Here is a 26,748-nt window from a genome sequence, read left to right on the forward strand (position 1 = left end):
AGGCGGCAACCGGCAGCTGAAACGGGCGATGTTCCTCTCCGCGTTCGCAGCACTCCATGATCCCGCCTCCCGGACCTACTACGACCGCTGCCGAGGCCGCGGAAAGACCCCCACCCAGGCCCTCCTCCGCCTCGCCCGCCACCGCATCAGCGTCCTCCGTGGATTCCATGCCGCCGTGCGCGAGCTGGTTGTCAGAAAGGAGTGGCCTCCTCTGGGCGCGTCGGCATGCACGCGATTAGCCCCGCTGTGCTCATCGTTGCTGTCGAAGCCGTAGGCCACGCCACAGGCCACATATCCGACATCACTATAGGAGTCCGTCTCACCCGCTGGTTCCTCACACTCTTCCCGACGCTTCTTCTCCAGCGTCGGATGCTGCCCGTCCACCCTGCGCGCCGTGCGCGTCCATGACCTGAACCGGGGGAGTGGTGGCGACCAGGCGCCGTGCCCCCTCCTGGAGCAGCGAGATCAGGGAGTTGTTGGCGATAGCCAGAAGTGCAGGTTCCAGGTTCCGCACGTAGGTCTTTGGCCCTACTCGTTGTGTGCGGCCGTAACCTGCGGCACACTCTCGTGGTCCTCAACCCTCTTCACCGGCGGGAGAGAACGGTGAGAGTCATGGCCACAGATGCCGACTGTCCCAGAGCACCGACATCCTTCGGGAGCATACTTCGGCAACTGCGCTTGCAGGCAGGCTGGTCCCAGGTCCGGCTTGCATCGGAACTGGGGTACCACCACAGTGTGATCAGTCGTTGGGAGAAAGGTAACCGCAATCCCCCTCTGAACCAACTGGGACGAATCGACGACTTGTTGCACACGGGTGGCCGACTCACGAGGCTGTGCACTGAAGATGAGGACGACCCATGGGTCCTCTCATGGCCGTACACATCGCCGTCCCGCGGTTCGTTCGAACCCGGCAGCAGCGATTCGCTCGTCCGCGACGGCTCCTGGCCCTCAACCCTGCCTCACCACGGCGTGGCCTGTCCGTTACATGGGACAGAAGGCTGTGCCGTGCCCTCGCCTGAGCGGGTGGTGTCCCTGTGGCACGCCTTCACCGCCGATCCGTCGAGAGCCCTGAATGAGGACGTTATCCATATCCTTGCTGCCCACCTTGGTGCAGAGGCTCTCAGGACCGAGGCCCCGGGCTTCGCGGCTTTCAGCAGTCCGATGGTCGAAGAGGCGATGTGCCTGCTCATCGACGGACGGCGTCAGTCCGCCGGCCGGCCCAACCCGGCCTTGACTCGCCTGGCCGCCGGGTACGCGTCCCTGGCCGGGCAGCTGAGAATGCTCCGTGGGCAACTGGGAGCGGCGATGGCCTTCTACGAGAGGGGGCTGAGATGGGCCTCGCGCAGTGGCGACACAGCGCTCGAGGCCACGGTCCTGTGCGACATGAATGCACTGGCCCGCCTTGAGCACGATGGCGCGAGCGCCGTCGGCCACGCCCGGGCGCTGCTCTCTATCGCCGGCGACCTGAGCTGGGTCAGGTCTCTCGCCTGCCTCCACCTGGCCCGGGGTCACGCGTTGCTGGGTGATGCCCAGGAAACCGTTCGTCTGGTCGCCCAATCCCGTGCCGCGTTTGAGGACTCGGCCGATGTCTCTGCTCCGTGCCCCGACTGGATCATGGCCGAGCAGGGACTGGCTCTGGTGGAGGCCGGAATCGGTGGGGCGCTGCGGGATGCCGCCGTGGCAACAGCGGACCGCGGACTCGCTCGCGAGGCACTTGCCGCCACCGAACGCTCGATGTCGCTGGTACCGGTGCAGCAGCGCCCTTCGGCGATTCTTCTCGGTCTGCGGCTGGCCGACTGTCACGCTTGTGTCGGCCGGTCCGACACCGCGGAGTCACTTGCGTCCCCACTGCTGGCAGAGGCCCTGACCGTCGCCCGTGCAACGGTCAGCCATGAGCTTCGCGGCCTGCTGGGCCGACTGTCCCCACGCTGGCCCCACCTCGCCGCCGCACGTGCTCTGCTGAGTCCCCCGTAACTGCGAGGGGTGTGTACGGCTCGCCCGTACAGAGATGCCGGGCGTTCACGGCGTAGTTGTGCGAGGGCGAAGATCCGGGGGAGTACAGAGACGACGTAGGGCTTGACACGGCGGCGGGTGACGTGCAGTCGTGCCCGACAGCCCAGCCACCTGGGTGCGAGGCCATCCGGTCCGTGACCATTCCCACGCCACGGCGTAGAGCAGACAGACACGGCGGAGAGACACATATCACCCTCCGGTGTGAAGCGGACGGACCGGGACGGTCAGACGAAGTCGAGCTCTTCGTCGAAGACATAGGTGACGGCAGTCGGTGAAGGCGGACGCCACCGTCACCCATGCATCGCGAGATTTCGACGCCGGGAAGAAGATCAACGGGCGTAAGCGGCACCTGCTCACCGACACCCTCGGACTGCTTCTGGCTGTGCGGGTCACGCCGGCGTCCACGACCGACCGGGACGCCGCCCGCAGCCTGCTACCCGTAGCAAAGGATCACTTTCGGCAGCTGGTCCGCATCTGGGCCGACGGCGGTTACACCGGCCACCTCACCGACTGGACCACCCAGCACCTCGGAGTCATTCTCGACATCGTCCGCCGCAGCGACGACGTCCAGGGTTTTCAGGTCCTGCCCCGCCGCTGGGTCGTCGAGAGGTCCTTCGCCTGGTTCCTGCGCAGCCGGCGCCTGGTCCGTGACTACGAGCGACGCACCGACACCAGCGAGGCCGTCATCCTGTGGTCGATGACCATGCTCATGAGTCGCCGCCTGGCCGCCCAGCGTCTTGCTCCGGCGCGGGCAGCATGAATCTGCTGCCCGGCTTCTCTTCGACCAGCCAGCCCCGTTCCACCAGCCGTTTCAACCGTCTGCAGGTCATCGTCACTGACAACGACTCGCCGCCCATCGGCGGCATCCACCGAGCCCTGGAGCTCTCGGACACGGACCGCCTCGTGCCGACGGGAGAGTCGAACGATCAGTCCCCGGAAGACGAGGAAGCCGAGCGCGAGGCGGGCCGCAGCGGTCCGATGTGATTCTTCCTTGCGCCGTCCCGTACGAGTTCGCGAACGGGACGACGCGCGCCTGGTGGTCTGCAACGGCTCAAGGCCGCCGCTCAACGTCGGGATTGCGTCCTTCTGGTCCGTCGCGCCGGCTGACAGCGAGCAGCGCGTTGACGATTTCCCGCAGCGCACACCGACCGTGATGGCCGCTGGCCGGCCGGGATGCCGTCCTGCCATACGTTCAAGTGGCGACAAATCGCCGGTGCACTCACATACTGCTCTCTCGGTCACTGACGAGTTCCGTGAACCTGCGGACATCTATGTTGCCGCCGGAGGCGATGACGCCGATCCGACGTGGCGGGCTGTCGACGCGTCCGGCCATGAGCGCGGCAAGAGCAGAGGCACCGCTGGGCTCAAGGACGATCTTCAGGCGCTCGAAAGCGAACCGCATGGCGTGAACGATTTCCTCGTCGCTGACGAGGGCGATGGCGTCGACCAGGCGCCGGTTGATGGCGAACGTGATCTCGCCGGGGGCGGGCGGGGCCTGACCATCGGCGATCGTGCGGGGGACAGGGACGGTGACGCGTTCGCCGCTTTCCAGAGAGCGCTTGGTGTCGTCGCCAGCCTCCGGTTCCACGCCGATGACCTGGATACCGAGGTGCAGGGCCTTGGCGGTGGTGGCGCTGCCAGCGATGAGGCCGCCGCCTCCGACAGGCACGACGAGGGCGTCAAGTGCGCCGGTCTCCTCCAAGAGTTCGAGCGCGGCGGTGCCCTGGCCGGCGATGACATGGGGATGGTCGTAGGGCGGGATGAGGGCGAGGCCGCGGTCTGCGGCCAGGGCCTCGCCGAGTGCGGTGCGGTCCTGGGTGTAGCGGTCATAGGTGACGATGTCCGCTCCGTATCCGGCGGTCGCCTCCAGCTTCGAACGGGGGGCGTCCTCGGGCATCAGGATGACAGCGGTGGTGCCCAGTTCGCGCGCGGCCAGGGCGGCGGCCTGGGCGTGGTTGCCGGAGGAGTAAGCCGCGATGCCCTTGGCCAGTTGCTCGGGAGGCAGTTGGGCTGCGGCGTTGTAGGCACCGCGGAATTTGAATGCCCCGATCCGCTGGAAGTTCTCACACTTGATGAACACCTCGGCTCCGACCAGGGCGTTCAAGGTCCGAGAAGTGAGGACGGGGGTGCGATGCGCGACGCCTCTGAGACGTGCGGCGGCCTCGCGGACGTCGTCGAACGAAACGGGCGGTGTGGAGGTCATTGTGGCTCCTGGCGGTGGTGAGGAGGGCGAATGCACATGGGGTCGGGTGGCTCGTCACCAGCCGATGACGCGGTTCCAGAAGGCTTGTATGGCGGGTGTGTCGTTCATCGGTCGGGTGCTGTCGATGATGTGGTAGCCGTGGTGCTGGGCGGCGGTGGCGCAGGCGTGGTTGGGCAGGATGCGCAGGCGGGTGCCGATGGGCAGGTCGGGAAGGTCGGCGCCGTCGCGGGCGGTGAGGGTGCCGTGTTCCTGGCTGGCGTCGCTCATGACCAGGTCAGGGATGAGGTTGCCCTGTAGGTCGGTGACGAGTCCGTAGCCTTGGTCCTGGGGCTGGGCGGCAGTGCCACGGTCGCGGGACATGGCCGTCCAGCCGCCGTCGGTGACGATCCATCCGTACTCGGGGCGATGGCCGATGACCGTGACGACCACCGACAGCGCGAGGTCGTCCACCTGGCACACCCCGAGACCGGACATGACCAGGTCGAAGAAGAGGTAGTTGCCGGCGCGTAGTTCGGTGACGCCGGTAAGGTCGCCGGCCGCGTGGGCGGTGGGGGTGGAACCGACGCTGACGGTGTGCACGGGCAGGCCGGCCGCGCGCAGCGTGTCGGCGGCGGCGACCGCGATGTCACGTTCGTTCTTCGCCGCCAGTCGCTGCTCTACGGGCGTGTGGGCGAAGTAGGACCCGCCCGCGTGGACCAGCACCCCGTCCAGACAGCCCGCGTCGTGCAGGGTGCGGCCGATCTCGGTGAGCGCGGGGTCGTCGCACTTGACGCCGCCGCGGTGACCGTCGCAGTCGACCTCGATCTGTGTGGGTATGGCGATGCCGGCTGTGCGGGCGACGTCGGTGACGAAGGCGGCCTGTTCGTGACTGTCGAGCAGAATGCGCAGAGTGGTCCCGCGGCGTGCGAGGGCGATCACGCGGGGCAGCTTGTGGGGGTCGATGCCGACGGCGTACGTGATGTCGGTGTAGCCGCCGTCGGAGAAGGCTTCGGCCTCGGCGAGGGTGGAGACGGTGATCGGGCAGGGGGTGCCGTCGTGCAGAAGGGAGGCGGCGTCGAGGCTCTTGGCCGTCTTCATGTGCGGGCGCAGGGTGACGCCGAGTCGGTCGGCCTTGGCCGCGAGGCGGTCGATGTTCCGCCGGACCTTGTGGACGTCGACGACCGCGAACGGGGTGCCGGGATCGGTCAGCGTGCCGACGGCGGAGGGGGCGGTGTTCACAGGGATACGTCCATTTTCTCGAGGAGGGCCAGACCGAGGTGGAAGTCCTGCAGGCCGATCCGGAGCTGTCGAAGATCGTGACGTCGCTTGCGGCAAGGCGTCCTGCGGCGTGGCCGACGAGGACTTCTCCGAGCGGAGTGAGGACTGTCTCCGCGGACGCGTGCTGGCTCTCGCCCTGCGGCGGGCCTGCTCGGGCAGGTCGCAGAAGACAATTGCACGGTCGAACAGCTCCGGCGCGAGTTCCCGCTTACCGGGAGCGTCGGCGCCCATGCAGGAGATGTGGGTGCCGGGCGGGCCCAGTCGGCCTGGAAGAGGGGTGGGGTGTCGGTGCCGGGGGTGGTGACGGTTACGATCACATCGGCCCGGGCGCAGGCTTCTTCGGCGCCGACGGCACGAGCGTCATGGCCCTCGGCCGCCAGCACGGCCACCATCTGCCGGGCGCGTTCCGCGGTGCGACCCACGACCGGGACTCGCCGATGGCCCGGATGCGGCTGACGACCCGCACCTCATGGGCGGCCTGGTGGCCGGTGCCGAAGACGGCCAGGGTGGCGGCTTCGGGGTGGGCCAGTAGGTCGACAGCAAGGGCGTCCGCGGCGGCGGTCCGGTAGGCGTTGGCGGTGCCGACCTCCAGGACAGCCGCGATCCGGCCGATCGTCTGGTCGAACAGCAGCAGAGCAGAGTGGAGTGGTGACGCGGCAGCCCGTGTTGTGGGTTGCCCGGCCAGTAGGTGCCGATCTTCCTCCCGGCGTGCGTCGCGGACGCGGACGGGTTGAGGGTGAACCGGTTGCGCGGATCGGAGCCGTGCACTGCCAGACTGGGGAAAACCGTGCCATCCACCGTCGCGGCAAAAGCGGCACGGGCCGCTTCGCGGGCCAGCTCCTCGTTCACGAGCGCGGCGGTCTGCTCCTCGGTGATATGCAGCAGACTGCTCGCGCCCCGCTCCTGGCCGAAGCCGGCCGAGGAAGCGAGCGCAAGGTCGGGGGACGATCCGGAGGTGGTCATGAGAGGTCCTTCACTTCGCGTAGTTGTAGACGGTCGCCCGGGACACACCGAGCAGGTCCGCGATGGTCTGCGCGGCGTCCCGCGAATCGAAGTAGCCGTCCCGGTGCAGCTGCCGCACGAGCGCCTTCTTGTCCTCCCGGCTCAGCGAGCGTGGGGCGGCGGCGCGCTCCGCCGCCAGTGCCTCGACGGTCCGGCGCAGCTCTCGTGCCGTGCGGTCCCGAAGCGTCTCCAGGGGATGCTTGCGATGTTCGGTGTCCGTGGCCACGAGGTTCGACAATGCGAGCGTCACGGGTGATAGCACGGACACGTCGAGGTTCAGGCAGAGCGCCGCGATGTACCGGCCGGCGGCGTTCCTGATGCCGATGGACGTGCTCTTCGCGGGGCGGCCGTCGGGGAACTGGTTCGGATAGTTCTGGATGACGCTCGGGTACTCGGGATCGGCGATACGGGCCAGGCCGAGCTCGGTCGCGGAGTCTCCGATCTCACGGCCGGAGAGGTTGTTCTCGATCACCCGGATCGCCTGCCGTGGGTCACGCAGATCGTGCAGCACCACCTCGCACAGACCCGGGAACATCCGCCCCAGCGCAACAGCAATCTTCGCCGCCTCACGGACGAGATGCTCGTCCGCCTCGGCCGAGCCTCCGGCAGAGGCGCCCTTGTGCTCGGCCCCTCCCGCACTGTCTGCGAGGTGTTCCATGAGGTCCCTTTCAGCTCCGGCTTGGATTCACTTTCCATCTCTGGACACGTAGACCAACATCGTTCGACTCCCGCCCAGCGGATCATCAGCCGACGCGTCGGCGCACAGGTACGGGTGCAGTGATCTCGCCGGCCAGGTCGGTCAAGAGCCACCGGCCCAGCTCGTCCGGCGGAACCCCGTGGCTGAGCAGGAACGTGAGCTTGGCGTGCACGGCTTCGAAGGTCATGTCCTCCGCGCCGACGGCACCGGCCCAGATGCAGGAACTCCCCTGCGGCACACTTGGTCATCTCGATCCGGGCCTGCGGGGACTGGCTCACGACCACGACAGGCGTTCCGGATGCCACCAGTTCCCTGACGGCCTCGAACAGCCCTTGCTCCTCGCTCGATCCTTCTCCGGCTCCGTACGTACGGAAGATCACCGCATCGGGCGCGGGAGTGGTCATGAAGCGGAACCGGCTCGCGCTCAGACCTGGCACGGCAGTGACGGCGACGATGTCATGGGCGCTGTACGGCAGTGGGTCGTCCCAGCCGCACCAGCCGGGGGAGGATGCGGGCGTATGCACCGCGGCCGCCCGCCGCGACAGCTTCGCGGCATTTGGGCTGGTGAAGGCGCGCAGCTCGGTGGCCGAGCTCTTGATCACCCGCGCACTCGCGAACAAATCCCCGCCGAAGGAGACAGTGGCCCTCCGCGAAACACCCGAGGTCACCTCCTCAACTGCGCCGAGTATGTTCGTCGGCGCGTCCGAGCCCGGCAGCCCCAGTGGAATCTGCGAGCCGGTGAACACCACGGGTTTGCCGAAACCGGTCAGCGCGAAGGACACGGCAGCGGCGGAGTGCGCGAGCGTGTTCGTGCCGTGCAGTACGACAAAACCGTCGAACTCCTCACGGCGGCGACGGAGGTGGTCCGCCATGACCTGCCAGTCGGCCGGTGTGATGTTCGAGGAATCGACGATCCGGTCGACCTCACTGAACACGAAGTCCACATCCAGGCCACTGGCAACGAGCACCCTCGTGACCGCCCCCTGCACATCCGCACCGGGTTCGAAGCCCCGCGGCGACTCGAGCATCCCGACCGTGCCTCCGGTGTACAGAAACTCGATTCGGAAGCGGTCGGCCATCGTGGTTTCCCTCTTTGCGTCAAGCCCTGCCACAGCCGCCACGACAGCCTCGGAGGATACCGTGGCGAGCCCGGATCAGCCGGACGCCCTGGCAGGCGACGACAATCTAGCAGAAGAATCTAAATATGCATCTCCTGTCTAAGCGATCCTGCCGCCCGAGGGCTACACCCGTCGCGAGAACGGCTGCAGGGTGGTGCAGAAGGCCGTGATCACGCAGGTTGAAGCGGTGTTTGGGCGCGTTCGTTCATGCGGTGCGGGACTCTCCGCGGACCGTCACTCCTTCGCAGTGCTGGGCCAGGCCGGAGTCCCGCCAGGCTTCGCGTCCGCGGTGTTGCCGGGCACCGGACGGGCCGTGGCCACCACCAGGCGGGACTCAGCATTGACGATGACCTGCACGTTCGCCGAGAACCGGTAGTTTCGTGAGGACGCGCCGACCGTGCGGTCGCGGACCGGGACGAGGCTGCCGTCCACGATCCACAGCCGCTCGGCGGCGTCGGCAGGGGTCCGAGCCGGCTCGATTGCGTGCAGCGGGCCGAGCCTTTGGATCACCCGGCACACCGTCGCGGGTGAGACGCCGCACAGCGGGGCGAGCTGCCGCATGGTGAGGTTCGTGCGGTAGTACACGGTCACCAGCAGCACCCGCTCGGCCAACGGCGACCGCCACGGGCGACCCCATCCGCAACCCTCGCCACCGCGCTCCCGGACCGCTTTCAGCAGCCGGCCGAACTGATCCATCCGCAGACCGGTGAACGTCTCCACCGATTGCCCGGCGTCGCAGGTGACTGCGGATGGTGCGGGATGAGTAGGCCCGGTCGGCCAGCACGGCGACGGGGCGGGTTCGCGGCCTGCCCGGACCGCTTCGAGGCACGCGAAATGCGGGCCATCATCGTCTCGAAAGCGGGGGCGTCACCGGCTTGTCCCGCGGTGATGGTGAAGGCCAGCGGTCGTGCACCGCCGTCGGCGGCCAGGTGGACCTTGGCGCTCCAGCCGCCACGAGAGCGTCCGAGTGCGTGATCGGCGGGCTCTCCGGAAGATCAACCAGCTCTCAGAGTTTGCCGGGCACTCGTCCAAGAGCACGAACCGTGATGGTGGGTGAGGCGGGTGATCAGGTCGATGACGGCGGCCGTGCGTTGCGCAGCCCCGGCACGTCGGTAAGGGTGGCGCGCATGCTGGCGGTGAAGTTGTCCTCGAACGCGCCCTGGGCGGGCGCGGCGACGGTGAACTCGGTGACGGCGGTGATCATTCCTGTCTTCTTTCGGTTGGCGTGATGTCGGTGGCTGTCCCGCCCGGCCGGGGCCCGCATGGCGATGAGGATGATGTGCACCGCGTGTCCGTTGGAGCCCCTCTGCGGGGTGCGGTTACAGGGCTGGAGTTGGGCTCGGGGCCGCGGCCGGCTGAGGGAGCCTGCCTGTGCGGCGGGCCCAGATTTCGAACGCGACAGTCATGAACGGGGGTACGGCGGCCAGCAGGGCGAAGATCGTGGTCCGGCCCAGCCGCCACTTCAGCCGGATGGCGACCAGGACGGTCAGGGACACGTAGACGATGAAGGCGGCACCGTGGAGGGTGCCGAAGATCCGTACGCCGAGTTCGGTGGTTTCGGGAATGTATTTGAGGTACATCCCGGCCGGCAGACTTGCCCACGTGCACGCTTCGATGACCGCGATCCAGGTGAACGCGCGCAGCAGACGCCCGGAGCCGGTTTCGGCAGCCCGTGCGGCCGGCACGTCGGCGGAAGGCGGTTCGGAGATGGGAGTGGAGGGCGTCTGCGGGGTGCCGGGGCGTGCGGGCCACAGGCGCGGTCGCCGAGCAGGCGGACGATGGCGGGGACCAGGAGGGGGCGGATGAGGAAGGTGTCCAGCAGGATGCCGAAGGCCATGGCGAAGCCGACCTGGAACAGTTCGCGGATCGGCTGGGTCACCAGGACGGTGAGGATGAGGCCCGCGGAGGAGATGACGCCACCGGTGCGTGTCAGGGCGGCGGTGATCGCTTTCGCTGAGGGCTGGGTGCGCAGTTCCTGCGTGAACCGGCTCATGATGAAGATGTTGTAGTCGACGCCGAGCATGACGAGGAAGACGAAGATGTACGCGGTGACGCGGTTGCCGATGCCGTCGTCACCGAGGACGGTCACGGTGAAAAAGGTGGTGGCGCCCAGGGTGGCCGGGAACGACGGGATCAGGGTTGCGACCAGGTGGAGCGGGGCAAAGAGCGAGCGGAGCAGCGGGACGAGAACCGCGGTGACGATGGCTGGGACCAGGAGCACGATAAGGGTCGTGTCGCGGTCGAGGGCGGAGCGGATGTCGGCGTTCTGTGCGGTCTCGCCGCCGATGAGCACCGTGGCGTCCTGCACTCCGGCGGCCTGGGCCGCGGATTGTGTGGCCTGCTTGAGGGGACCGATCGCGTCGAGGGCCTTCGAGCTGTAGGGGTCGAGGTCGAGACGACGTCGTAGAAGACGGTCTTGCCGTCCTTGCCCATGCGGGGAACTGCGACACGGCCGACGTGATCGGCGTCGGTGAGCGCGGTGGCAATGTCGGCGCGTGCGGGGCTGGAGCGCAGGTTGTCCTGGGAGTGCCCCGCAGGTGCCCGCCCCCGCCGCCGTCGGCGCCCCGTCTATGCTGGGCGGCAGCCGTCCGCCCCAGCCCGAGGAGCAGCCCATGCCCAGCGCCGCCGCACCGTCCGCCGCCTCGCGGATTGCCGTCGTCACCGGGGCGAGCAGCGGCATCGGGGCCGCCACCGCGCGCGGGCTGGCCGAGGCCGGGTACCGCGTCGTGCTCGCCGCGCGCCGCAAGGACCGCGTCGAGGCGCTCGCCGAGGAACTGACGGCGGCCGGGCACTCGGCGACGGCCTACCCGCTGGACGTCACCGACCGCGCGGCGGTCGACGAGTTCGCCACGGCCTTCCGGACGGTCGGCGTGCTGGTCAACAACGCCGGCGGCGCGCTGGGCGCCGACCCGGTGGCGACCGGCGACCCGGACGACTGGCGCCGGATGTACGAGACGAACGTCATCGGCACCCTGCATCTCACCCAGGCGCTGCTGCCCAAGCTGGAGGCGAGCGGCGACGGCACCGTGGTGATCGTGTCGTCCACGGCGGGCTTCGCCACCTACGAGGGCGGTGCGGGCTACGTGGCCGCCAAGCACGCCGAGCACGTCCTCGCCGAGACGCTGCGGCTGGAGATCGTCGGCCGTCCGGTGCGCGTCGTCGAGATCGCGCCCGGCATGGTGAAGACCGACGAGTTCGCGCTCACCCGCTTCGGCGGCGACACGGAGAAGGCCGCCAAGGTCTACGAGGATGTCGCCGAGCCGCTGACCGCCGCCGACGTCGCCGACACCATCACCTGGGCGGTGACCCGGCCCAGCCACGTCAACATCGACCTGCTGGTGGTCCGGCCGCGCGCCCAGGCGTCCAACACGAAGGTCCACCGCGAGCGGACCTGACCCGGCGGACCGGCCGCCCCGGCCCGTGCGTACATGGCGAGCACGATGGGTTGAGGCGCTGGCGAGGACGGACTCGGCGGTGCGGCGCACGGCGGTCTGCATCGCGCGGGCGCGGTCCGGCTCGTCGAACAGGGTCTCACGGTAGCGGGCGGTGATGATCAGCGCGTAGTCCGTGCCCACCCCGAACAGCAGCACGGTCATGATCGAGGCGGTCTGGGAATTGACCGTGATGACTCCGGCGTCCCCGAGCGTCTCCGCCACGCGCATAGCCACGCCCACGGCAAGAAGCGGCACGAGCGCCATCAGGGGCGAGCGGTCGATCGCCAGCAGGATGATCAGGACGAGCACGCTGGCGGCCAGCAGCAGGACTTTGTCACCGCCGCTGAAGACCTTCACGGTGTCGGTGGCGATCCCGACGGGCCCGGTCACCGCGACGTCGGCGGGCCCGGCCCGGTCAGCCGCGAGGGCACGCACCTCGTCGACCGCGTTCTGGGGGCACGAATCCGCGGTCACCCGCCTCCGCGCAGCCGCCGCGCGATCAGCCACGGGTCATGCCCCTTGACGCGGTGCAGGAGATCAGTCATTCGACGCGCCCGACAGGACGATTGTGCCGTCGCGACAGAAGGCGTCCATGCTCTCGTTGGAGAGGTAGCGGCGGGGGAAGGCGATCCATTCGCCGCCGTGGAGTTCGGCGAGGACCACGGTGACCGGGCAGAGGACTGCGATTGGGTTCGGGAAGATCTGGACGACGTCGGCGCGACGCTTGAACTCCCGGTTCAGCCGTTCCAGCGGGTTGGTGGAATGGATTTTCTCCCAATGCTGGTGGGGGACGTCCGCGGCCGCGGTCAGGTCTTCCACGGTGTCGAGCTGGGTGCGGACCTCGTCTGCGGTGGGCCGGGCGAGGACGGTGCGGATCGTCGCGGCGTCCTCGGCCGCCCACCGGCGGCCGAAGGTGCCCGGCACACCTTGGCTTGCGGCCGCCTCGAGGGCGTGGGCGATGAGCCGCGTACCGATGCCCCGACGCCGGAACTCCGAGACCACGCCCAGCGGTGACAGCGATAGAACGTCCACGATCCGGCGCGGAGCGTCCAGCCGCGTCGCGCTCAGCAGCACATGCCCGACCACCCGGCCGTCGACGACGGCGACGTGGGTCGTCGGCGTTCTCCCGCCGGATCACCAGCCCGGGGCCGGCGGGAGCGGTCCGGGAGCAGGAACAGAAGTGGCTCATCACCGGCGTCAGCACGGGCCTTGGACGTGCCTTCGCCCAAGCGGCCCTGGCCGCCGGGCACACCGTCGTCGGCACGGTCCGCTCGGAGAGGGATCTGCGGGCCTTCGAGGAGCTCGAAGCCGGGTACGCGCACGGGCGCATCCTGGATGTGATGGACGGCGACGCCGTCTCACGGGTGGTCGCTGAGGTGGAGCGGAGCGTCGGGGCTCTGGATGTCGTCATCGCCAACGCCGGCTACGGCCTGGAGGGCATCTTCGAGGAGACCCCGCTGGCCGAGGTGCGGCGGCAGTTCGAGGTCAACGTGTTCGGGGCAGTGGCCACTCTGCAGGCGGCCCTGCCCCACATGCGCCGGCGCCGCCGCGGACACCTGATGGCCGTCACCTCCATGGGGGGGCTCATGGCCGTGCCCGGCATGTCCGCCTACTGCGGCAGCAAGTTCGCCCTGGAAGGGATCCTGGAGGCGCTGGGCAAGGAGGTCGCGCAGTGTGGGATCCATGTGGCGGCGATCGAGCCCGGGTCCTTCCGCACCGACTGGGCCGGACGGTCCATGACACGCGCCGCGCGCTCCGTCGACGACTACGACGAGTTGTTCACCCCCATCCGTGAAGCGCGGCGGAAGGCCAGCGGGAACCAGCTCGGTAACCCGGCCAGGGCCGGGGACGCCGTCGTGCACATCACCTCGGTCGACAAACCGCCGGCCCACCTCGTCCTGGGCTCGGACGCGCTGCGACTGGTCACCGCCGCGCGCACGGCCGTGGACGAGGATATCCGCGCGTGGGAGACGCTCTCCCGTACGACCGACTTTTCGCCGAGGGCGCTCAACTCTGATGCCTGGTCACCGCCCCGCACGCGGCCGTCGCACCACCGTACGCAAGGGCGACGTGCGGGAGCGGGCCATTCTGGACACCTGTGAGACGCTGCTGGCGCGGAAGGGCTACGAGGCCATGACCGTCGGCGACATCGCCCAGGGCGCCGGCATCACACGCGGCGCCCTGTACTTCTACTTCGGCTCCAAGCAGGAAGTGGTCACGGCACTCGTGGCCCGGACTGTGGAGCACCTGTGGGAGCGGTCCGGGGCGACCGCTCGGACGGAGGAGCCTGGCCCGGCCGTCACGGCGGCCATGCGGCGCACGGTCGAGCTGTGGAGCGAGCACGGCGTGGTCATGCGCACGGCAATCGATCTGTCGCTGACCGTGCCGGAGATCGGCGAGTTGTGCCGGCGCACAGCGGACTTGTTCATCACCGCCATCACCTCCGTCCTGGAACGAGCGGGTATCGAGACCGGCAGCGGACCGGAACAAGCACCGGCGATGGCACGCTCCCTGTGCTGGATGATCGAGCGGACCTTCTACCACGCCTCGCAGGAATCCCGCGAGCAGTTGGAAACGGCGTCCGCCACTTGTGAGCACATCTGGCTGATCAGCGCCGGCCTGACGGCCTGAGCAGCCGACACGGCGAGGCGGACACCGCACCGCTCACGCTGACGGGCCGACCTCGGTGCGGGCGATCAGCGACCGCAGCATCGGAATGCCTCGTGAGGTGAGCGACGAGACGGTCCCTGGGGCACAGTTCAGTTCTTCGGCGACCTGTCTTTCCGGCAGATCACCATAGTGGCGCAGCACTACCGCTGTCCGTTGCTGCGGGGGCAGCAGGGCCAGGAGGGCGCCGAGCCGGAGACGGTCTTCTACCAGGCCAGCCGAGTCGGCCGTGACGCTGAGCTCCGGCAGCCTCTCCATCGGGCGTTCGCCCTGCCAGCGTCTTTTGGCCGCTCGTCCGGCCGCACGCGTCAGTATCCGCCGGGCGTATGCCTCCGGCGCTCCGTCCGCGATCCGCGGCCAGACCAGCCACAGCTTGGCGAGTGCCTCCTGCACCAGATCATCGGCCGCGTGACAGGCCCCGCCCGCCAGAGTGCGGGCGTAGCCCACGAGAGCCGGACGACGGGCCGACACGAACTCGCCGAACTCCAAGTCTGTCGCGCTACTGGTCCGCATGCGCTGCGCTCCTCGTGTGTCGTGCCTGTCCGGGCAGGCGGCCGTCGCCGCCTGCCCGGACAGGTAACCGGGTGAGGGGCGGGGGGTGGTGACCTTGACCGACCCCGGCGGGCTTCCGGGTACGGGTATTCGCGGGCCGGATCCCGGGTCCGGATCGGCGTCGTCGGCGCGTGTCGGCTCCGCTGTGGCCACCTGAAGGCACTCTCCGTGTCCCGTGCTCCTGCCCGATTTGTGACGCTAGCAACGCACCTCGCCGGCCGTTGCCCGGGTGGACACCGTCCGGCGGGGTGCGGGTTGTGTCCCGGATCAGGCGATACGCGTCAGCTTGTCCGTGAAGCCGGGCTCCACGAGGTCCTCCTGCAGTGCGACCGGGACCTTGACGGCTCCGTTGCTGCCGTCGCCCACGGTGAGCGTGCCCACCGCGGTCCCGGCCTTGGCGGTGTGCGGTACGTCCGACGGTGCGAACGACAGCCTCACCGTCAGCCCGGCCCAGCCGACCGCCTGGACGTCCTTGGTCACCACGACCGGGGACCGGCCGCCCATCTTGTCGTCCACGTAACCGACGACGTCACCCTTTCGCACGATCTTCGCCGAGACGATCGCGTTCTGGGCGGCGAGCAGCGCGGTCTTGCTGACCGCGTTGACGGTGTCGATGATCGGAGCCTGGTGCTGGCCGAGGACCGCGCCGACCACGGTGACGGTCTCGCCGCCGGCCTCCTTCGTCCCCGCGAACAGCAGATTGCCGCCGGCCTTGGTGGTCGAGCCGGTCTTGATGCCGAGGGCGTTGTTGTAGGGAACGAGCGTGTTGTAGTTGCGCCACTTCTTACCGGACGGATCGGTCCACTCGGGCAGCTTGGTGATCTCCATGAGCGCGGGCATCTTCACCAGCTCGTTGCCCAGCTTGACCTGGTCCTCGGCGGTGGAGACGGTTGTGTCCTTCAGCCCGGAGGCGTCGGTGTACGTCGTGTTCTCCATCCCGAGCTCCTTGGCGGTGTAGTTCATCTTCTGGATGAACTCCGCCTCGCTGCCGGCGTCCCAGCGGGCGAGCAGCCGCGCGATGTTGTTGGCCGACGGGATCATGATCGCTGAGATGGCCTGACGCAGAGTGAGCTTGTCACCCTCGTTGACGGTGTTGAGGGTGGACTCGCCCTCCGAGTCGTAGCTGCCCTCCTTCTCGGCCGTGGCGTCGACGGGGACGTCCGGACCTTCCTCGCCCGACTTCAACCGGTGCTCCTTGAGGACGACGTACGCCGTCATCGCCTTGGCGACGGACCCGATCGCGACAGGCTTCTGGTCGCCGTGGCTGTCCATCGTGCCGATGCCGTTGCCGTTCATCCAGCCCTGGCCTTCGGTCGGCCACGGCAGGGAGAGCTTGCCGCCCTCGAAGGTGTACGAGTCCTGCACGGTGAGCGTCAGCGAGGCCGCCGGCAGCGGGCGCACGTACTGAACGACTGCGAACACGATCACCAGCAGCAGGACCAGCGGCGTCCAGATCTTGACCCGCCGCACCGCGGTCCGCAGCGGGGTCTGCGGGGGCGGCGGGGTGTTGGTCAGCTCGGCCAGCAGGTCCAGAGGCGGCTTGGGCGGCAGCGGCTGCTGCGTGGTCCGCTCGGGGCCGACCTGGGGGAGGGCGGTGGTGGGGCCGGTCGGCCCGTTCGGACCGGTGGGAGCGGCGGGCGGCTTGCGGCCGCCGAGGTCCTCGTCCCGCTTGAGCGCGACGAACCTGCTGGTCCGCTCGGCGTCGGCCTCGGGGCGGGCCACGTCGCCCAGCTTGAGCATGGTGGTGGGCTGGTCCACTGCGGGCGCGGAGGCCCGTCCGGTCCGGAACACGGCGGTGGGCTGGTCGACGGGCTTCTTGACCTTGGGCCTGCCGTCCCCGTCTGCGCCGTCCGCCGCGGTGGAACCACGGCCGCCGCCGGAGTCGCCCGACGCGTTCGTGTCCGTGGCGCTCGCGAAGCCGTCCTCGTCACGGGAGGCGCCGCTCGGGGGCGTGCCGGTCTTCGCCGTCCCGGCGGGCGTCCCGTCCTCGGCGTCCGAGGCGTCCGGTGCGGTCTCCGCGGGCGTCTGCGGGGCGCGGGGCGATGCGTCCTCGGGGGCGTCGGAGGGTGCCGTAACGGCGGGTGTCTCGCCCTCGGTGTCCTCGGCGCCCTCGGTGGTGCCGGTCGCGGCCGCGGTGCCCCGCATGGCGTCCTCGTCGCGGGGCGCGTCGTCCGGGGAGGCGGTGGGCGTCTCGCCTCCGGTGTCCTCGGAGGCGTCTGCCACGTCCGAGGCGGTGTCAGTGTCCGAGGCGTCCGGCGCTGCCCCCGCGGGCGTCTCCGGGCCGCGGGGGGCTCCGCTCGCGGGGGCGGCGGACTGTGCCGTACCGGCCCCGGCCTCGCCCTCGGTGCTCTCGGGCCCGTCCGCGTGGTCCTCGGAGGCGTCGGGCGCCTCCGAGGCCGTACCGGCGTCCGGGACGGCCGGAGCGCCGGCGTCCGTGTCGGTGTCACGGCCGGCGGGCGGCTCCTCGTCCGGCTCCGCCGAGCGGCCCCACGCGGCCACCGCCTCGCGGAGATGGCCTTCGCCCTCCGCGGAGGAGCCGTCACGCGTCGACAGCACCCGGGTGGCCGTGTCGACGCGGCCGCGGTCCTTCGAGGGCTCGGCCTCACGGGCCACCGCCAACCGGGGATCCCGCTTCTCGGAAACCGGACCCGCGCTCCCCGACGTCGGTTCTGCCGACGACTCGCGCTGCTTTGACTTGTCGGGGGACTCGCCCGCCACCGATGCCTCCTCGCTGTGCCGCACGCACCGCGTGCGCCATCCGAACCGTGAACCGCCCGCCCGCGACAACGCTCCGCAGCGCTGTCCGAACCATGTGCCAGTGTCCTGTGTGCGGGCTTACCCAACGTGGTAGATGAGAACGACATACCTACCGGTTGTCTCGACAACGCGTGTCACCAACGTCCCGGAACAGCACAGCGAGGCGCTTCACTGACGTCGGCAGTGGCCGTCTCGGAGCGTCGTCAGACAGGGGATGCTTCGGCCAAACCTGCTTTCAGGGCCTTTCGGATGTCCTCGTCCAGGTTCTTGCTGGCCGGCCATGCAACGAGGTTTGCCGCGACCTCGCGCAGCTTGCGGTTGGTGTGCCGGGAGACCGCGCGGAGGGCGCCGAACCCTTGTTCCGGGCGAAGCCCTCCCAGGGAGATGACAACGCCGATGGCCTGGTCGACGACAGCGTGGGAACTTACGGCCACTTCGAGCTGGTCGACCTTTAGCGCCAGGCGCTTCCTTTCGGATGCCCCTGCCTCGTTCTCCTCAGATCCGCCTTGGCTATCGTGCGTCATTCCCACATCTTGCCAAGGTCGCTGGGTTACGGATGATGGGCCACCACCGCTGACCCAGCAAGCCTTCAGCAGAGACGGCCCACCGTTGCACCTCATAAGGGCCTGGTGACACCTCGTGATGGCGCAGCTGGTCCCGTCACTCCTGGCACAGGGCCAGCCGCGGTATACCGGCCAGGACAGCCGTGCTCGCTTCCTCCGACCGATACCGCATCACCCACCCACCACATAGGCGGAAGGCATACTGAAGAATCGAGACAGGGCCCCAGCTTGACTCTGTCGGGGATCTTGGAGTTGCCGGGGTCAGGTACCCAGGGTTCGCCAGAACTTCGGCCGGGGGATCTCGCGCTGGTCGAAATAGTTCTGTAAGGCGGTCGGCCGGCGGGGAGGGGGTGCTTCCTCGGTCGGTGGGAGACCGCTGAGACGCTCGATGTTGATGGCGATGGCGTCAGCACGTGCTGGACGTGGGCTTTGCTCTGTCCTCGGTAACGGCAGCGGCGCATGCCGTGGCCGTGGGCGAACTCGTTGACCGTTCCCTCCACTCCGGAGCGGACCGCGTAGCGGGTCTTCCACTCGGACGTCTGCTGCTCGGCACGGACACGGAGTTGCAGGTCGCGGAGTTCTCGCGGGGGAAAGCCCACGGTGCGGTGGCTTTCGCGGGAGGTGGTGCACTGTGCGCGGGCCGGGCAGGGGTGGCACTGACTCTTCGTGAACCGGGCCACGGTCAGCGGGGCTGCGGTGGGCGAGGAGGTCGGGTAGGGGCCGTGCCAGCCCTGGCTGACCTGCCCCTGAGGGCAGGTGACCTGCCGACGGTCGTAGTCGATATGGAAGTCGTCCCGGGCGAAGCCTTCACCCCGGCGGTGTTGGCGGGTGGGGTTGCCCGGAAGCGGCCCGGAGACGGTGACCTGGTGATCGCGTGCGGCTTGTGCAAGGTGGGGCAGGGAGGTGTAGCCGCTGTCGACCAGGTGCTCGGCGGGCCGCAGGCCGCGGTGGTGCAGGCGGGTGTGGATGCCGGGCAGGACCTTGCTGTCATGGGTGGTGGACGCGGTGGTAGCCACGTCCGTGATCACGTTGGGGCCGTCGGGAGCACACGTCTCCGTCAGGTGGGCAGAGAACCCCTTCCAGCTGATGATGTGCCCGTGGCGGGCGTAGCGGGCCGAGGCGTCGTAGGGCGAGACGATCGCCCGGGACGAGGGCGGCAGCCCGGTCCGTCTTCGGTCTCGGCGGTGCGCCAGCGCAGGCGGCCCGCGGCGTCGCGGTGATAGTTCTGCACCATGATCTGGCGCAGGGCCTGGACACGAGGGCCCGACGCACGGTCCGCTCCGTGCCGGTAGAGGTGTTCCAGGAGCCGGACGGCATCGTTGCCGGTGGCGAGGATCCTGGTCTTGGGCTTGGTGGGGTTCTTCCCCAGGCGGACCGGACGGCCGTAACGGCGCCCCCAGTCCTCGTCGACCAGCTCGTCCAGCAGGTGCGGGGCGGTGCCGGCGACTTCCTCCAGCGCGGCGCGGACCGCCTCGGTGACCATCTCCAGCCGGGTCAGGTCACGGACCGCGGCCAAGACGTGGGTAGAGTCGGTGCGTTGCGTGGTGCGCTCGCGCACCAGGCCGGCCTCCTTGAGGCGGGCCAGGGCGAGGTCGAGGAGGCGGTCGGCGCGGTCGCCCTCGGTGAGACGGTCTCAGAAGTCGGCCAGCACACTGTGGTGGAAGCCGGGGTCGTCCAGCTCCATGGCCATGGCGTACTTGAAGTCGATGCGGCAGCGAACCGCCTCGGCGGCCTGCCGGTCCGACAGACCGAGCACGAACTGCAGCACGCAGACGGTGGCTAACTGGGCAGGCGAGAGGCCCGGACGCCCGTCACGCGGATACCAGTCCGCGAAGTCCTCGTCACGCCACAGCCCGTCCAGGCGGTCTCTCACCCACATCGCCGCCGTACCGCCCGGGTTGCTCGCCCGCGCGATCTGCGCGGTCAGAGGCGGGACTTGCTCACCGGAACGAGGACGGAGCGACAACGGACACCTCGACAACTGCATGGGCTCTCGGAAACACCCCGAGCATGCCCACCGATCACCCCGGCGCACTGAGAAGCTCCAAGATCCCCGACAGAGTCAAGGTAAGGCCGCATGTCTGGGTGGAACATGGTCTACATGCAGAAGATCATCGCCGAGGTGCGCACCGAGGGCATCCACGTACGCGATGAGGACGTCGCCCGCCTGTCCCCGCTGAAGTTCGCCCACATCAACTTCCACGGCCGCTACAGCTTCGCCTTGCCCGCCGGGCACGAACCTGTCGATGCTCAGCCAAGACGATCTTGATGCCATCACGACGAAACAACCGTCCGTGCAAGTGCCTGGGATTCCGCATACCAGCCGAGAGTGTTGCCTTTACCGGTTGAATCTAGGCTTTCTGCCCTAAACGGTGACCGCCGCTTTCGATTTGCTGGACGTCACAGTGAAGGACCTGCCCGCCTCCACCAGGCCTGTCGCTGTTTCGGCCGGTACCGCCACATGCGGTTGCTGCCTCGTCACCTTTGCCGCGGCCGCCCGCGCGGGGAAGCGGCGGGAAAGGCCGATACCCCCGTCCGCTCCCGGAGGAGGGGACGAGGGCATCGGCCGTGCGGGGTGGGTTCGCTCCGGTGTCCGGAGGGGGCGTCAGACCGCCGAGCCCGCCTTCCACTGCTCCCAGCTCATGTTCCAGCCGTTGAGACCGTTGTCCGGGGCGATGGTCTTGTCACCGGTGTTCTGGACGACGACCACGTCACCCACGATCGAGTTGTCGTAGAACCAGGACCCCGGCGTGTTCGGGTCGCCGGCGCCCTTGGCGTCGGCCAGGCCGACGCAGCCGTGGCTGGTGTTGACGCTGCCGAAGATGGACTTGGCGCCCCAGTAGTTGCCGTGGATGAAGGTGCCGGAGGTGCTCAGACGCATGGCGTGCGGCACGTCCTTGATGTCGTACTCGCCCTTGCCGTCGGCGCCGGTGAAGCCGACCGTCGCGCCGTTCATCCGGGTCTCCTTGAACTTCTCGGAGATCACCATCCGGCCCTCGTACGTCTTGTTCTCGGGCGCGCCGGCGGAGATCGGGATGGTGCGGACGGTCTTGCCGTCCTGCGTGACCTTCATCTGCTTGGTCTTGGCGTCGACGTAGGAGACCTGGTTGCGGCCGATCTTGAAGGTGACCGTCTTCTGCTGGACGCCGTAGACGCCCTCGGCGCCCTCGACACCGTCGAGCGCCAGCTTCAGGGTGACCGTGGAGTTCTCCTTCCAGTAGTCGTCGGGCCGGCAGTCCATGCGGTTGGCGTTGAACCAGTGGCAGGCGACCTCCTGGCCACTGGTGGTGGAGACGGTGATGCCCTTCTGGACGGCGGCCTTGTTGGTGATCGCCTTGTCGAAGTTGATCGACACCGGCATGCCGACGCCGACCGTGGTGCCGTTGTCCGGGGTGAAGTTGCCGATGAAGCTGTTGGCCTGGGAGACCGTGGTGAACGACGCGTTCTCGTGGGCGGCGAGGCCCTCGGAGTCCTCGGCGGTGGCCGTCACCTTGTAGGTGGTGGCGCGCTCCAGCTGGGCGCTGGGCTTCCAGCTCTTCTTGTCGGCGGATATCTCACCCTCGACGGCCGTGCCGTCGGAGGTGGTCATCTTCACCTCGGTCAGCGTGCCCTTGCTGACGGTCACGGCCGCGGAGTTGTTGACGGAGGCGCTGTTCGAGCCGTCCTTCGGCGTGATCTTGATCTGCGCCTCGGAGGAACTCTTCGCCGCCGCCTCGTCGACCTGCGCCTGCGAGGTGTCCTTGCCGTCGCCGCCGGAGGCACTGTCGTCACCGCCGCCGGAACACGCCGAGAGCACCAGCACTCCGCCGAGCAGAGCGGACGCGGCCGCCAGACGCCTGCGCCGCTTACCGTCCGTCATCACACGCTTCTCCATCGTTGCCGAATCCCAACCCCACGGGTCCCCGGCGCGAAACCGAGGGGCCCGTCCACAATCTTCAACGCTACGACCGGGTGATCCGGTTCCCCAGGGCCCTCGAGTGTGGGGGTCACCACGTCCGGGTTTGTGGCTGGCCGGAAGCGCAGCAGGTGTCGAGGACGGCCAGCCTGATGACGGGCAGGTGTCGGTGCAGGCCCTCTGCCGTGCGGGCGATGCGGGCCCTGAGCTCCAGGCGGGGGAGATCGGCGGTGACCTGGGCAGTGAAGGAGGCGGCGTCGAAGTTGGGGCAGGCGGCCTGCAACTCGCCCCGGGTCCGGGCGATCCGGCCGGGGCTCAATGCTCCCTCCTTCATGGCCACTTGGGAACTCATTGGCCCACCCTGAGGGCGCGCAGAAAATCAACACGCTGGTTTGATCTCCGTTCCGTCGTTGGCTGTGGCGAGGAGTGCGGCCACGTCGGCAGGTGTTCGGAATCTGGCCGTTGAGGGTGGGACGGTGCGGCCGCGTTCGGCGAGGAGTGGTCGAACTTGGTGGATTGCGCTGGTGAGGGTGCTGCCGATGACGCCGAAGAGCTGGGCCAGCAGGTGTCAGGTGCCGAGTTTACGCAGTTAGAGCACGGTGGCCAGGACTCTGTCGGCCGTGGTCAGTTTGTCTTTGGCGCCGGCCCCGGGAGCGCGGTGTCGTTCACTGCCGCGTTGGCGGAGCCGTTGCCGTTCACGTAACTCGGCCAGTTCTGGTGCCAGCTCGTCGACGAGACGGTCCAGTTCCGCTTCGGGCATGCCGGACGGAGTTGTCGCGGGACTATCAGGCGTTGATGGCCGCCGCGGTCGATGCGGGAGGCGACGGGCTGGGTGCCCGGCGGGTGGCGGTGGTGCTGGGCTAGGACAGCGCATCCGCCTCCCGCGTCGAAGGCGCCAGGGCCCGGCTGAAGCGACTGGTGGAATGGGGCTGGCTGGTCGAGGTAGCCGGGCAGGTTCACGCTGCCCCTGTCGCTGCCGGGGCAGGACGCTGGTGGTGCTGGACGGCCAGGCGGCGGCTCATGAGCATGGTCATCGACCACAGAATGACGGCTTCGCTGGTATCAGTGCGGCGTTCGTAGTCCCGGACCAGACGCCGACTGCGCAAGCACCAGGCGAAAGATCTCTCCACGACCCAGCGGCGCGGCAGCACCTCGAAGCCGCGGGTGTCGTCGCTGCGGCGGACGATGTCCAGAACGACGCCGAGCTGCGTGGCACTCCAGTCGACGAGGTGGCCGGTGTATCCGCCGTCGGCCCAGACCTGTGCCAGCCGCCCGAAGCGGCCCCGGGCCGCTGGCAGGAGGATGCGGGCGGCGTCCCGGCCGGTGGTCGAGGCGGGGGTGACCAGCACGTTCAGCAGCGGCCCGAGCGTGTCGGTGATCAGGTGCCGCTTGCGTCCGTTGATCTTCTTCCCGGCGTCGGAACCCCGCGAGCCGTGGGTGACGGTGGCGTCTGCCTTCACCGACGGCGAGTCGATGATCGCCGCACTCGGTTCCGGATCACGGCGTTCGTCCTCGCGGACGGTCTCGCGCAGCCGGTCGTGCAGCTCGGCCCCGAGTCCGGTATCCCGCCATCGGGCGAAGAAGGCATACACGCGCGGCCAGGGCGGGAAGTCCGAGGGTATCGACCGCCACTTGATGCCGTTGTCGACGAGGTAGCGGATCGCGTCGAGCAGCCAATGCCACGAAGTTAAGGGCCTTTTGGCGGTGTCAAGGGTGGACGCGATGAGGGAGGGGCCTCTGCTATGCAGGGGATCGACCAAGATCTTCCTGAGAAAGCAGAGGCCCCGTGGCTCAGTCTGTCACGGGCGGAACCGACGTGTTCGCGCCCGGTCATATCGGTGAGTTGACGCAGGTCATCCCGCCCGAGTTGGTGGATGCGGTGCTGGCCGAGACCGGGGCTCGCGAGCGACGCCTGCGAAGCCTTCCCTCACGCGCCGGGGTGTACTTCGTGCTCGCACTCGGTCTGTTCGGGCACCTGGGAACCGGGCTCGTGTGGGGCAAACTCGTGGCCGGACTGACCGTCAGAGTGCCGCGGCCGTCGGAGAAGGCACTTCGCGACCTTCGTCGGCGGGTCGGTGTGGCCCCGCTCAAGCGGCTGTTCGAAGTGCTGGCCGGCCCTCTGGCTCAGCCGTCCACGCCCGGAGTGCGCTATCGCCGCTGGCGCACGGTCGCCTTCGACGGATGTGGAAGCCTGAATGTCCCTGATCACGAGCGCAACCGGTCCTGGCTCGGCCGGACCGAGCGCCGTCACGGTCCGGCAGGCTACCCCCGCCTGATGCTCATGACTCTGTGCGAAACCGGCACCCGCGGCCTGATCGCAGCCGCCTTCGGCCCCGCCACCAAGGCCGAGACCGACTACGCCCACGACCTGGTCGGCCACCTGACCTCGGACATGCTTCTCCTGGCGGACCGCGCCTTCGACAGCAACAGACTGCTCGCGGACATCGCAGCCCGGGGAGCCCACTTCCTGGTCCGCGCCACCAGTACCCGACGTCCGCCGGTACTGGCACTGCTCCCCGACGGCTCCTACCTGACCCGGATCGGTGACCTCTCGCTGCGAGCGGTTGAGGCCGAGATCCACTCCCGCACCGCCGACGGCGGTGACTTCGGCGGAACCTACCGCCTGCTGACCACACTCACCGACCACCGAACCGACCAGGGCGCCCACTTGGTGAGCCTCTACCACGAACGCTGGGAGATCGAGATCACCTACCTGGCCCTGCGTCACACCCTGTTCAAGGGCAGGGTGCTGCGTTCGAAGGACCCCGTGGGCCTCAGCCAGGAGATGTGGGGACTGCTCACGCTCTACCAGGCCCTGCGCTCGGCGATGGTGACCGCGGTGGAGACAATGCCCGGCTGCGACCCCGACCGAGCCGCCTTCACCGTCGCCTTGGAAGCCGCCCGCGACACGGTCGTCAGCCTCGTTGGCCCAGTCCAGGCCAATGAGCCGAGCACTCCGTACGATCTGGTCGGCAGCATCGGCGCCCATGTCCTGCGAGCTCTGCTTCCCGGACGCCGAATGCGGCTGTCCGCCCGCGTCGTGAAATGCGGAACGTCCCGATACAACAACTGGAACCACGATGGTCGGCCTCGAGGCAGTACACCCATCACCAAGATCAGGATCAATGTGCATCCACCGGTTCTGCCCGGCACGAGCACCGGGCTTCAGGCCGAATCCGGCCGCTGGGGGCAGGTCTGCCAGCTCCTCGCCGCGGCCTCCAACGAGCCCATGCACGCGCGTGACATCGCCCATCACCTCGGCCTCACCGCTACAGGACGCATCCTCAGCGGCTTCAACGCGCAACTCTGCTACTGGGCCCGGAAGGGGCGGCTGATCCGTACGGCACCGAGCACGTACAAGATCACATTCCCCGACGCCTTGACTCCGCCAACAGGTCCTTAACTTCGTGGCATTGGATACTCCAGCGTCGGTGACAGTTGTGCCGACCGCAAGACTGCCGATCCGGCCGATCTTCCTGATACATGCAGCCATCCTCGCAGGACGCCGACCTCCCGGGCCGGTATGCCCGCTACAACCTGACCCGAGGCCGTTCATTGCTCGGGCAGGAGGTCGAGTGTGCTGACAATCAATGTGGCGGTGCTGCTGGCGGTCATCATTGTTGTGCGGCTGCGTCGGCGGACCGAGGCCCGCAGCCGCAACGACGAGAAGCTGACGGTGCTGATCGTGCTGGTCTTCGGCATCGTCGTCGCGCCGACTGCGTTCGGTCAGGGGGTGCTGGACATCGTGGCACAGCTGGCCGCCGGTATCAGCGATTCCAGCCGTTGACCGCCACGTCCCCTGACGGGCAGGCATGCCTGCGCTCGCCCCACGGGCGACTGGCAGTGCACGCTGGAAGGTGTGACCAGCGTTCAGTTGGTCGTGCACCGGCCTCCGCTCACTGGCGGCAGGAGAGCCACTGTTCGCCGTGCACGGGTGGGACGAAATCCTCGGTACTACAGCGATCACGATCTGGCGGGTGTCCCTCGACCGCGCCGGCGGAGGTACTCGATTCCGTCAGGTGGGCTACCAGCGACACCTTCAGATACTCGAGTCGTTCTGCTTCCACTTCAAGCGAGCCGCCCGCGAAGTGGCCCAGCTGGACGGAAACCACGGCTCGCGACGGCGATGGTCTCCCGGAGCGTCTGGGGTCGATGGATGGACGGAGACATCAGGCACACTCCGCGGGCCGACACGTGCGGGGTTCTGAACATCTCCTGGTGCGAACCCGCCGCGGCCTACTCAACCACGAGAGGACCGAGAACAATCGCCATCGTCTCACCTTCACGCGATGGCGTCCTTCCGGCTGGCCGACGACCAACTCGGCGGCGGCCACGTCTACGACTCTCTGACTTCGAGGTGACGATCCGCCCCCGGTGGTGCGCTCGCGCCTGCAAGGCCGAAAGGGCCTTGTCGCGCCCGCCAACGAGATAAGGCTTCGGGTTCAACGCTATCCGCCACGACCCTGCATGGTGATCCAGGTACGGTAGGCCCGGTCGGCAGCCTCCGGCGGCACGCATGTGCCGCCCGGGACCGACGGAGAGGGCTGGTAGGTAGCTATGGAAGAGCCGCGTCGCCTCGGCGGCCGGTAC

The 26,748-nt window shown here is 68.7% G+C and carries 25 protein-coding genes and 11 pseudogenes; 12 read left to right on the forward strand and 24 right to left on the reverse strand.

Annotated features, from left to right (window positions below; all coding sequences use genetic code 11):
* From ACZ44S_RS38420 to ACZ44S_RS38440, 5 genes and pseudogenes are all read left to right on the forward strand, one after another.
* A pseudogene (locus ACZ44S_RS38420) lies at window positions 1–274 on the forward strand (hypothetical protein); the annotation flags it as partial.
* 338 nt (window positions 275–612) lie between these two features.
* A pseudogene (locus ACZ44S_RS38425) lies at window positions 613–816 on the forward strand (helix-turn-helix domain-containing protein); the annotation flags it as partial.
* A 189-nt stretch (window positions 817–1,005) separates the two neighbouring features.
* Window positions 1,006–1,974, forward strand: coding sequence for a hypothetical protein (locus ACZ44S_RS38430; RefSeq protein WP_466938061.1), 969 nt, complete (start codon window positions 1,006–1,008; stop codon window positions 1,972–1,974).
* A gap of 310 nt (window positions 1,975–2,284) precedes the next feature.
* Window positions 2,285–2,773, forward strand: a complete 489-nt coding sequence (locus tag ACZ44S_RS38435; RefSeq protein ID WP_466938018.1) for a transposase — start codon at window positions 2,285–2,287, stop codon at window positions 2,771–2,773.
* Window positions 2,770–2,997, forward strand: a complete 228-nt coding sequence (locus ACZ44S_RS38440) for a hypothetical protein (RefSeq protein WP_466938063.1) — start codon at window positions 2,770–2,772, stop codon at window positions 2,995–2,997. The genes ACZ44S_RS38435 and ACZ44S_RS38440 overlap by 4 nt, the downstream gene beginning before the upstream one ends.
* 235 nt (window positions 2,998–3,232) lie before the next feature.
* On the opposite strand, the gene ACZ44S_RS38445 is transcribed toward ACZ44S_RS38440, so the two are convergent.
* The 11 genes and pseudogenes from ACZ44S_RS38445 to ACZ44S_RS38495 form a co-directional block, all read right to left on the reverse strand.
* On the reverse strand, window positions 3,233–4,216 hold the full coding sequence (locus tag ACZ44S_RS38445; protein WP_466938020.1) for a threo-3-hydroxy-L-aspartate ammonia-lyase: 984 nt from the start codon (window positions 4,214–4,216) through the stop codon (window positions 3,233–3,235).
* 54 nt (window positions 4,217–4,270) lie between these two features.
* On the reverse strand, window positions 4,271–5,434 hold the full coding sequence (locus ACZ44S_RS38450) for a DSD1 family PLP-dependent enzyme (RefSeq protein WP_466938055.1): 1,164 nt from the start codon (window positions 5,432–5,434) through the stop codon (window positions 4,271–4,273).
* A 352-nt stretch (window positions 5,435–5,786) separates the two neighbouring features.
* Window positions 5,787–6,422 carry a hypothetical protein gene (locus tag ACZ44S_RS38455; protein ID WP_466938057.1) on the reverse strand — a complete coding sequence of 212 codons (636 nt, stop codon included), beginning with the start codon at window positions 6,420–6,422 and terminating at the stop codon, window positions 5,787–5,789.
* Window positions 6,423–6,446: 24 nt separating this feature from the next.
* The gene (locus tag ACZ44S_RS38460) at window positions 6,447–7,133 is read right to left on the reverse strand and encodes a helix-turn-helix transcriptional regulator (protein ID WP_466938021.1); all 687 of its coding nucleotides are present in this window, start codon (window positions 7,131–7,133) and stop codon (window positions 6,447–6,449) included.
* 85 nt (window positions 7,134–7,218) lie between these two features.
* On the reverse strand, window positions 7,219–7,359 hold the full coding sequence (locus tag ACZ44S_RS38465; RefSeq protein WP_466938065.1) for a hypothetical protein: 141 nt from the start codon (window positions 7,357–7,359) through the stop codon (window positions 7,219–7,221).
* Between the two features lie 91 nt (window positions 7,360–7,450).
* A pseudogene (locus ACZ44S_RS38470) lies at window positions 7,451–8,251 on the reverse strand (asparaginase domain-containing protein); the annotation flags it as partial.
* 268 nt (window positions 8,252–8,519) lie between these two features.
* Window positions 8,520–8,986 (reverse strand): annotated as a pseudogene (locus tag ACZ44S_RS38475) (helix-turn-helix domain-containing protein); the annotation flags it as partial.
* Window positions 8,985–9,276, reverse strand: a pseudogene (locus ACZ44S_RS38480) (transposase); the annotation flags it as partial. The pseudogenes ACZ44S_RS38480 and ACZ44S_RS38475, both read right to left, overlap by 2 nt.
* Before the next feature lie 80 nt (window positions 9,277–9,356).
* Window positions 9,357–9,494 carry a hypothetical protein gene (locus ACZ44S_RS38485; protein ID WP_466938023.1) on the reverse strand — a complete coding sequence of 46 codons (138 nt, stop codon included), beginning with the start codon at window positions 9,492–9,494 and terminating at the stop codon, window positions 9,357–9,359.
* 115 nt (window positions 9,495–9,609) lie between these two features.
* A complete protein-coding gene (locus ACZ44S_RS38490) occupies window positions 9,610–9,882 on the reverse strand; it encodes a DUF3817 domain-containing protein (protein ID WP_466938060.1) in 273 nt (90 codons plus the stop codon).
* Window positions 9,777–10,970 carry an MMPL family transporter gene (locus ACZ44S_RS38495; protein WP_466938024.1) on the reverse strand — a complete coding sequence of 398 codons (1,194 nt, stop codon included), beginning with the start codon at window positions 10,968–10,970 and terminating at the stop codon, window positions 9,777–9,779. The genes ACZ44S_RS38490 and ACZ44S_RS38495 overlap by 106 nt, the downstream gene beginning before the upstream one ends.
* Here ACZ44S_RS38495 and ACZ44S_RS38500 point away from each other — a divergent pair.
* Window positions 10,903–11,685 (forward strand): SDR family NAD(P)-dependent oxidoreductase, encoded by a 783-nt coding sequence (locus ACZ44S_RS38500; RefSeq protein WP_466938026.1) that lies wholly within the window; start codon window positions 10,903–10,905, stop codon window positions 11,683–11,685. The two genes, ACZ44S_RS38495 and ACZ44S_RS38500, sit on opposite strands and share 68 nt — an antisense overlap.
* 108 nt (window positions 11,686–11,793) lie before the next feature.
* Here ACZ44S_RS38500 and ACZ44S_RS38505 read toward each other — a convergent pair.
* The 3 pseudogenes from ACZ44S_RS38505 to ACZ44S_RS38515 all read right to left on the reverse strand — a co-directional run.
* Window positions 11,794–12,231 (reverse strand): annotated as a pseudogene (locus ACZ44S_RS38505) (MMPL family transporter); the annotation flags it as partial.
* 30 nt (window positions 12,232–12,261) lie between these two features.
* Window positions 12,262–12,609 (reverse strand): annotated as a pseudogene (locus ACZ44S_RS38510) (transposase); the annotation flags it as partial.
* Between the two features lie 48 nt (window positions 12,610–12,657).
* Window positions 12,658–12,831 (reverse strand): annotated as a pseudogene (locus tag ACZ44S_RS38515) (GNAT family N-acetyltransferase); the annotation flags it as partial.
* 26 nt (window positions 12,832–12,857) lie between these two features.
* Between ACZ44S_RS38515 and ACZ44S_RS38520 the strand changes: the two are divergent.
* Together ACZ44S_RS38520 and ACZ44S_RS38525 are read left to right on the forward strand one after the other, a co-directional pair.
* Window positions 12,858–13,741, forward strand: a pseudogene (locus ACZ44S_RS38520) (oxidoreductase).
* A complete protein-coding gene (locus ACZ44S_RS38525) occupies window positions 13,741–14,355 on the forward strand; it encodes a TetR/AcrR family transcriptional regulator (RefSeq protein WP_466938028.1) in 615 nt (204 codons plus the stop codon). The pseudogene ACZ44S_RS38520 and the gene ACZ44S_RS38525 overlap by 1 nt, the downstream one beginning before the upstream one ends.
* Window positions 14,356–14,388: 33 nt before the next feature.
* Here ACZ44S_RS38525 and ACZ44S_RS38530 read toward each other — a convergent pair whose 3' ends face one another.
* The 6 genes from ACZ44S_RS38530 to ACZ44S_RS38555 all read right to left on the reverse strand — a co-directional run bounded on the left by ACZ44S_RS38530 (window position 14,389) and on the right by ACZ44S_RS38555 (window position 20,229).
* The gene (locus tag ACZ44S_RS38530; RefSeq protein WP_466938030.1) at window positions 14,389–14,904 is read right to left on the reverse strand and encodes a SigE family RNA polymerase sigma factor; all 516 of its coding nucleotides are present in this window, start codon (window positions 14,902–14,904) and stop codon (window positions 14,389–14,391) included.
* Between the two features lie 306 nt (window positions 14,905–15,210).
* Window positions 15,211–17,661 (reverse strand): D-alanyl-D-alanine carboxypeptidase, encoded by a 2,451-nt coding sequence (locus ACZ44S_RS38535; RefSeq protein WP_466938032.1) that lies wholly within the window; start codon window positions 17,659–17,661, stop codon window positions 15,211–15,213.
* A gap of 242 nt (window positions 17,662–17,903) precedes the next feature.
* Complete coding sequence (locus ACZ44S_RS38540; RefSeq protein WP_466938034.1) at window positions 17,904–18,224, reverse strand: ANTAR domain-containing protein; 321 nt, start codon at window positions 18,222–18,224, stop codon at window positions 17,904–17,906.
* A 92-nt stretch (window positions 18,225–18,316) separates the two neighbouring features.
* On the reverse strand, window positions 18,317–19,291 hold the full coding sequence (locus ACZ44S_RS38545) for a transposase (protein WP_466938036.1): 975 nt from the start codon (window positions 19,289–19,291) through the stop codon (window positions 18,317–18,319).
* 29 nt (window positions 19,292–19,320) lie between these two features.
* On the reverse strand, window positions 19,321–19,821 hold the full coding sequence (locus tag ACZ44S_RS38550) for a hypothetical protein (protein ID WP_466938038.1): 501 nt from the start codon (window positions 19,819–19,821) through the stop codon (window positions 19,321–19,323).
* A 75-nt stretch (window positions 19,822–19,896) separates the two neighbouring features.
* The gene (locus ACZ44S_RS38555; protein ID WP_466938040.1) at window positions 19,897–20,229 is read right to left on the reverse strand and encodes a transposase; all 333 of its coding nucleotides are present in this window, start codon (window positions 20,227–20,229) and stop codon (window positions 19,897–19,899) included.
* A gap of 111 nt (window positions 20,230–20,340) precedes the next feature.
* Here ACZ44S_RS38555 and ACZ44S_RS38560 point away from each other — a divergent pair, with 111 nt between their 5' ends.
* Window positions 20,341–20,532 (forward strand): Tn3 family transposase, encoded by a 192-nt coding sequence (locus ACZ44S_RS38560; RefSeq protein WP_466938042.1) that lies wholly within the window; start codon window positions 20,341–20,343, stop codon window positions 20,530–20,532.
* A gap of 336 nt (window positions 20,533–20,868) precedes the next feature.
* On the opposite strand, the gene ACZ44S_RS38565 is transcribed toward ACZ44S_RS38560, so the two are convergent.
* The 3 genes and pseudogenes from ACZ44S_RS38565 to ACZ44S_RS38575 all read right to left on the reverse strand — a co-directional run.
* On the reverse strand, window positions 20,869–22,122 hold the full coding sequence (locus ACZ44S_RS38565; RefSeq protein WP_466938044.1) for a L,D-transpeptidase: 1,254 nt from the start codon (window positions 22,120–22,122) through the stop codon (window positions 20,869–20,871).
* A gap of 127 nt (window positions 22,123–22,249) precedes the next feature.
* A complete protein-coding gene (locus ACZ44S_RS38570) occupies window positions 22,250–22,510 on the reverse strand; it encodes a hypothetical protein (protein ID WP_466938045.1) in 261 nt (86 codons plus the stop codon).
* 27 nt (window positions 22,511–22,537) lie between these two features.
* Window positions 22,538–22,924, reverse strand: a pseudogene (locus tag ACZ44S_RS38575) (transposase family protein); the annotation flags it as partial.
* Between ACZ44S_RS38575 and ACZ44S_RS38580 the strand changes: the two are divergent.
* Window positions 22,915–23,182 (forward strand): annotated as a pseudogene (locus ACZ44S_RS38580) (hypothetical protein); the annotation flags it as partial. The pseudogenes ACZ44S_RS38575 and ACZ44S_RS38580 sit on opposite strands and share 10 nt — an antisense overlap.
* Here ACZ44S_RS38580 and ACZ44S_RS38585 read toward each other — a convergent pair.
* On the reverse strand, window positions 23,115–23,918 hold the full coding sequence (locus tag ACZ44S_RS38585) for an IS5 family transposase (RefSeq protein ID WP_466938047.1): 804 nt from the start codon (window positions 23,916–23,918) through the stop codon (window positions 23,115–23,117). The pseudogene ACZ44S_RS38580 and the gene ACZ44S_RS38585 overlap by 68 nt on opposite strands.
* Before the next feature lie 26 nt (window positions 23,919–23,944).
* Here ACZ44S_RS38585 and ACZ44S_RS38590 point away from each other — a divergent pair, with 26 nt between their 5' ends.
* Window positions 23,945–25,561: an IS4 family transposase gene (locus ACZ44S_RS38590; RefSeq protein ID WP_466938049.1), complete on the forward strand. Its 1,617-nt coding sequence runs from the start codon at window positions 23,945–23,947 to the stop codon at window positions 25,559–25,561.
* 174 nt (window positions 25,562–25,735) lie between these two features.
* Entirely contained in the window at window positions 25,736–25,945 is a 210-nt protein-coding gene (locus tag ACZ44S_RS38595; RefSeq protein ID WP_466938052.1) for a hypothetical protein, read from the forward strand.
* Window positions 25,946–26,748 lie beyond the last annotated feature (803 nt).

This window comes from Streptomyces malachitofuscus, assembly GCF_055571035.1.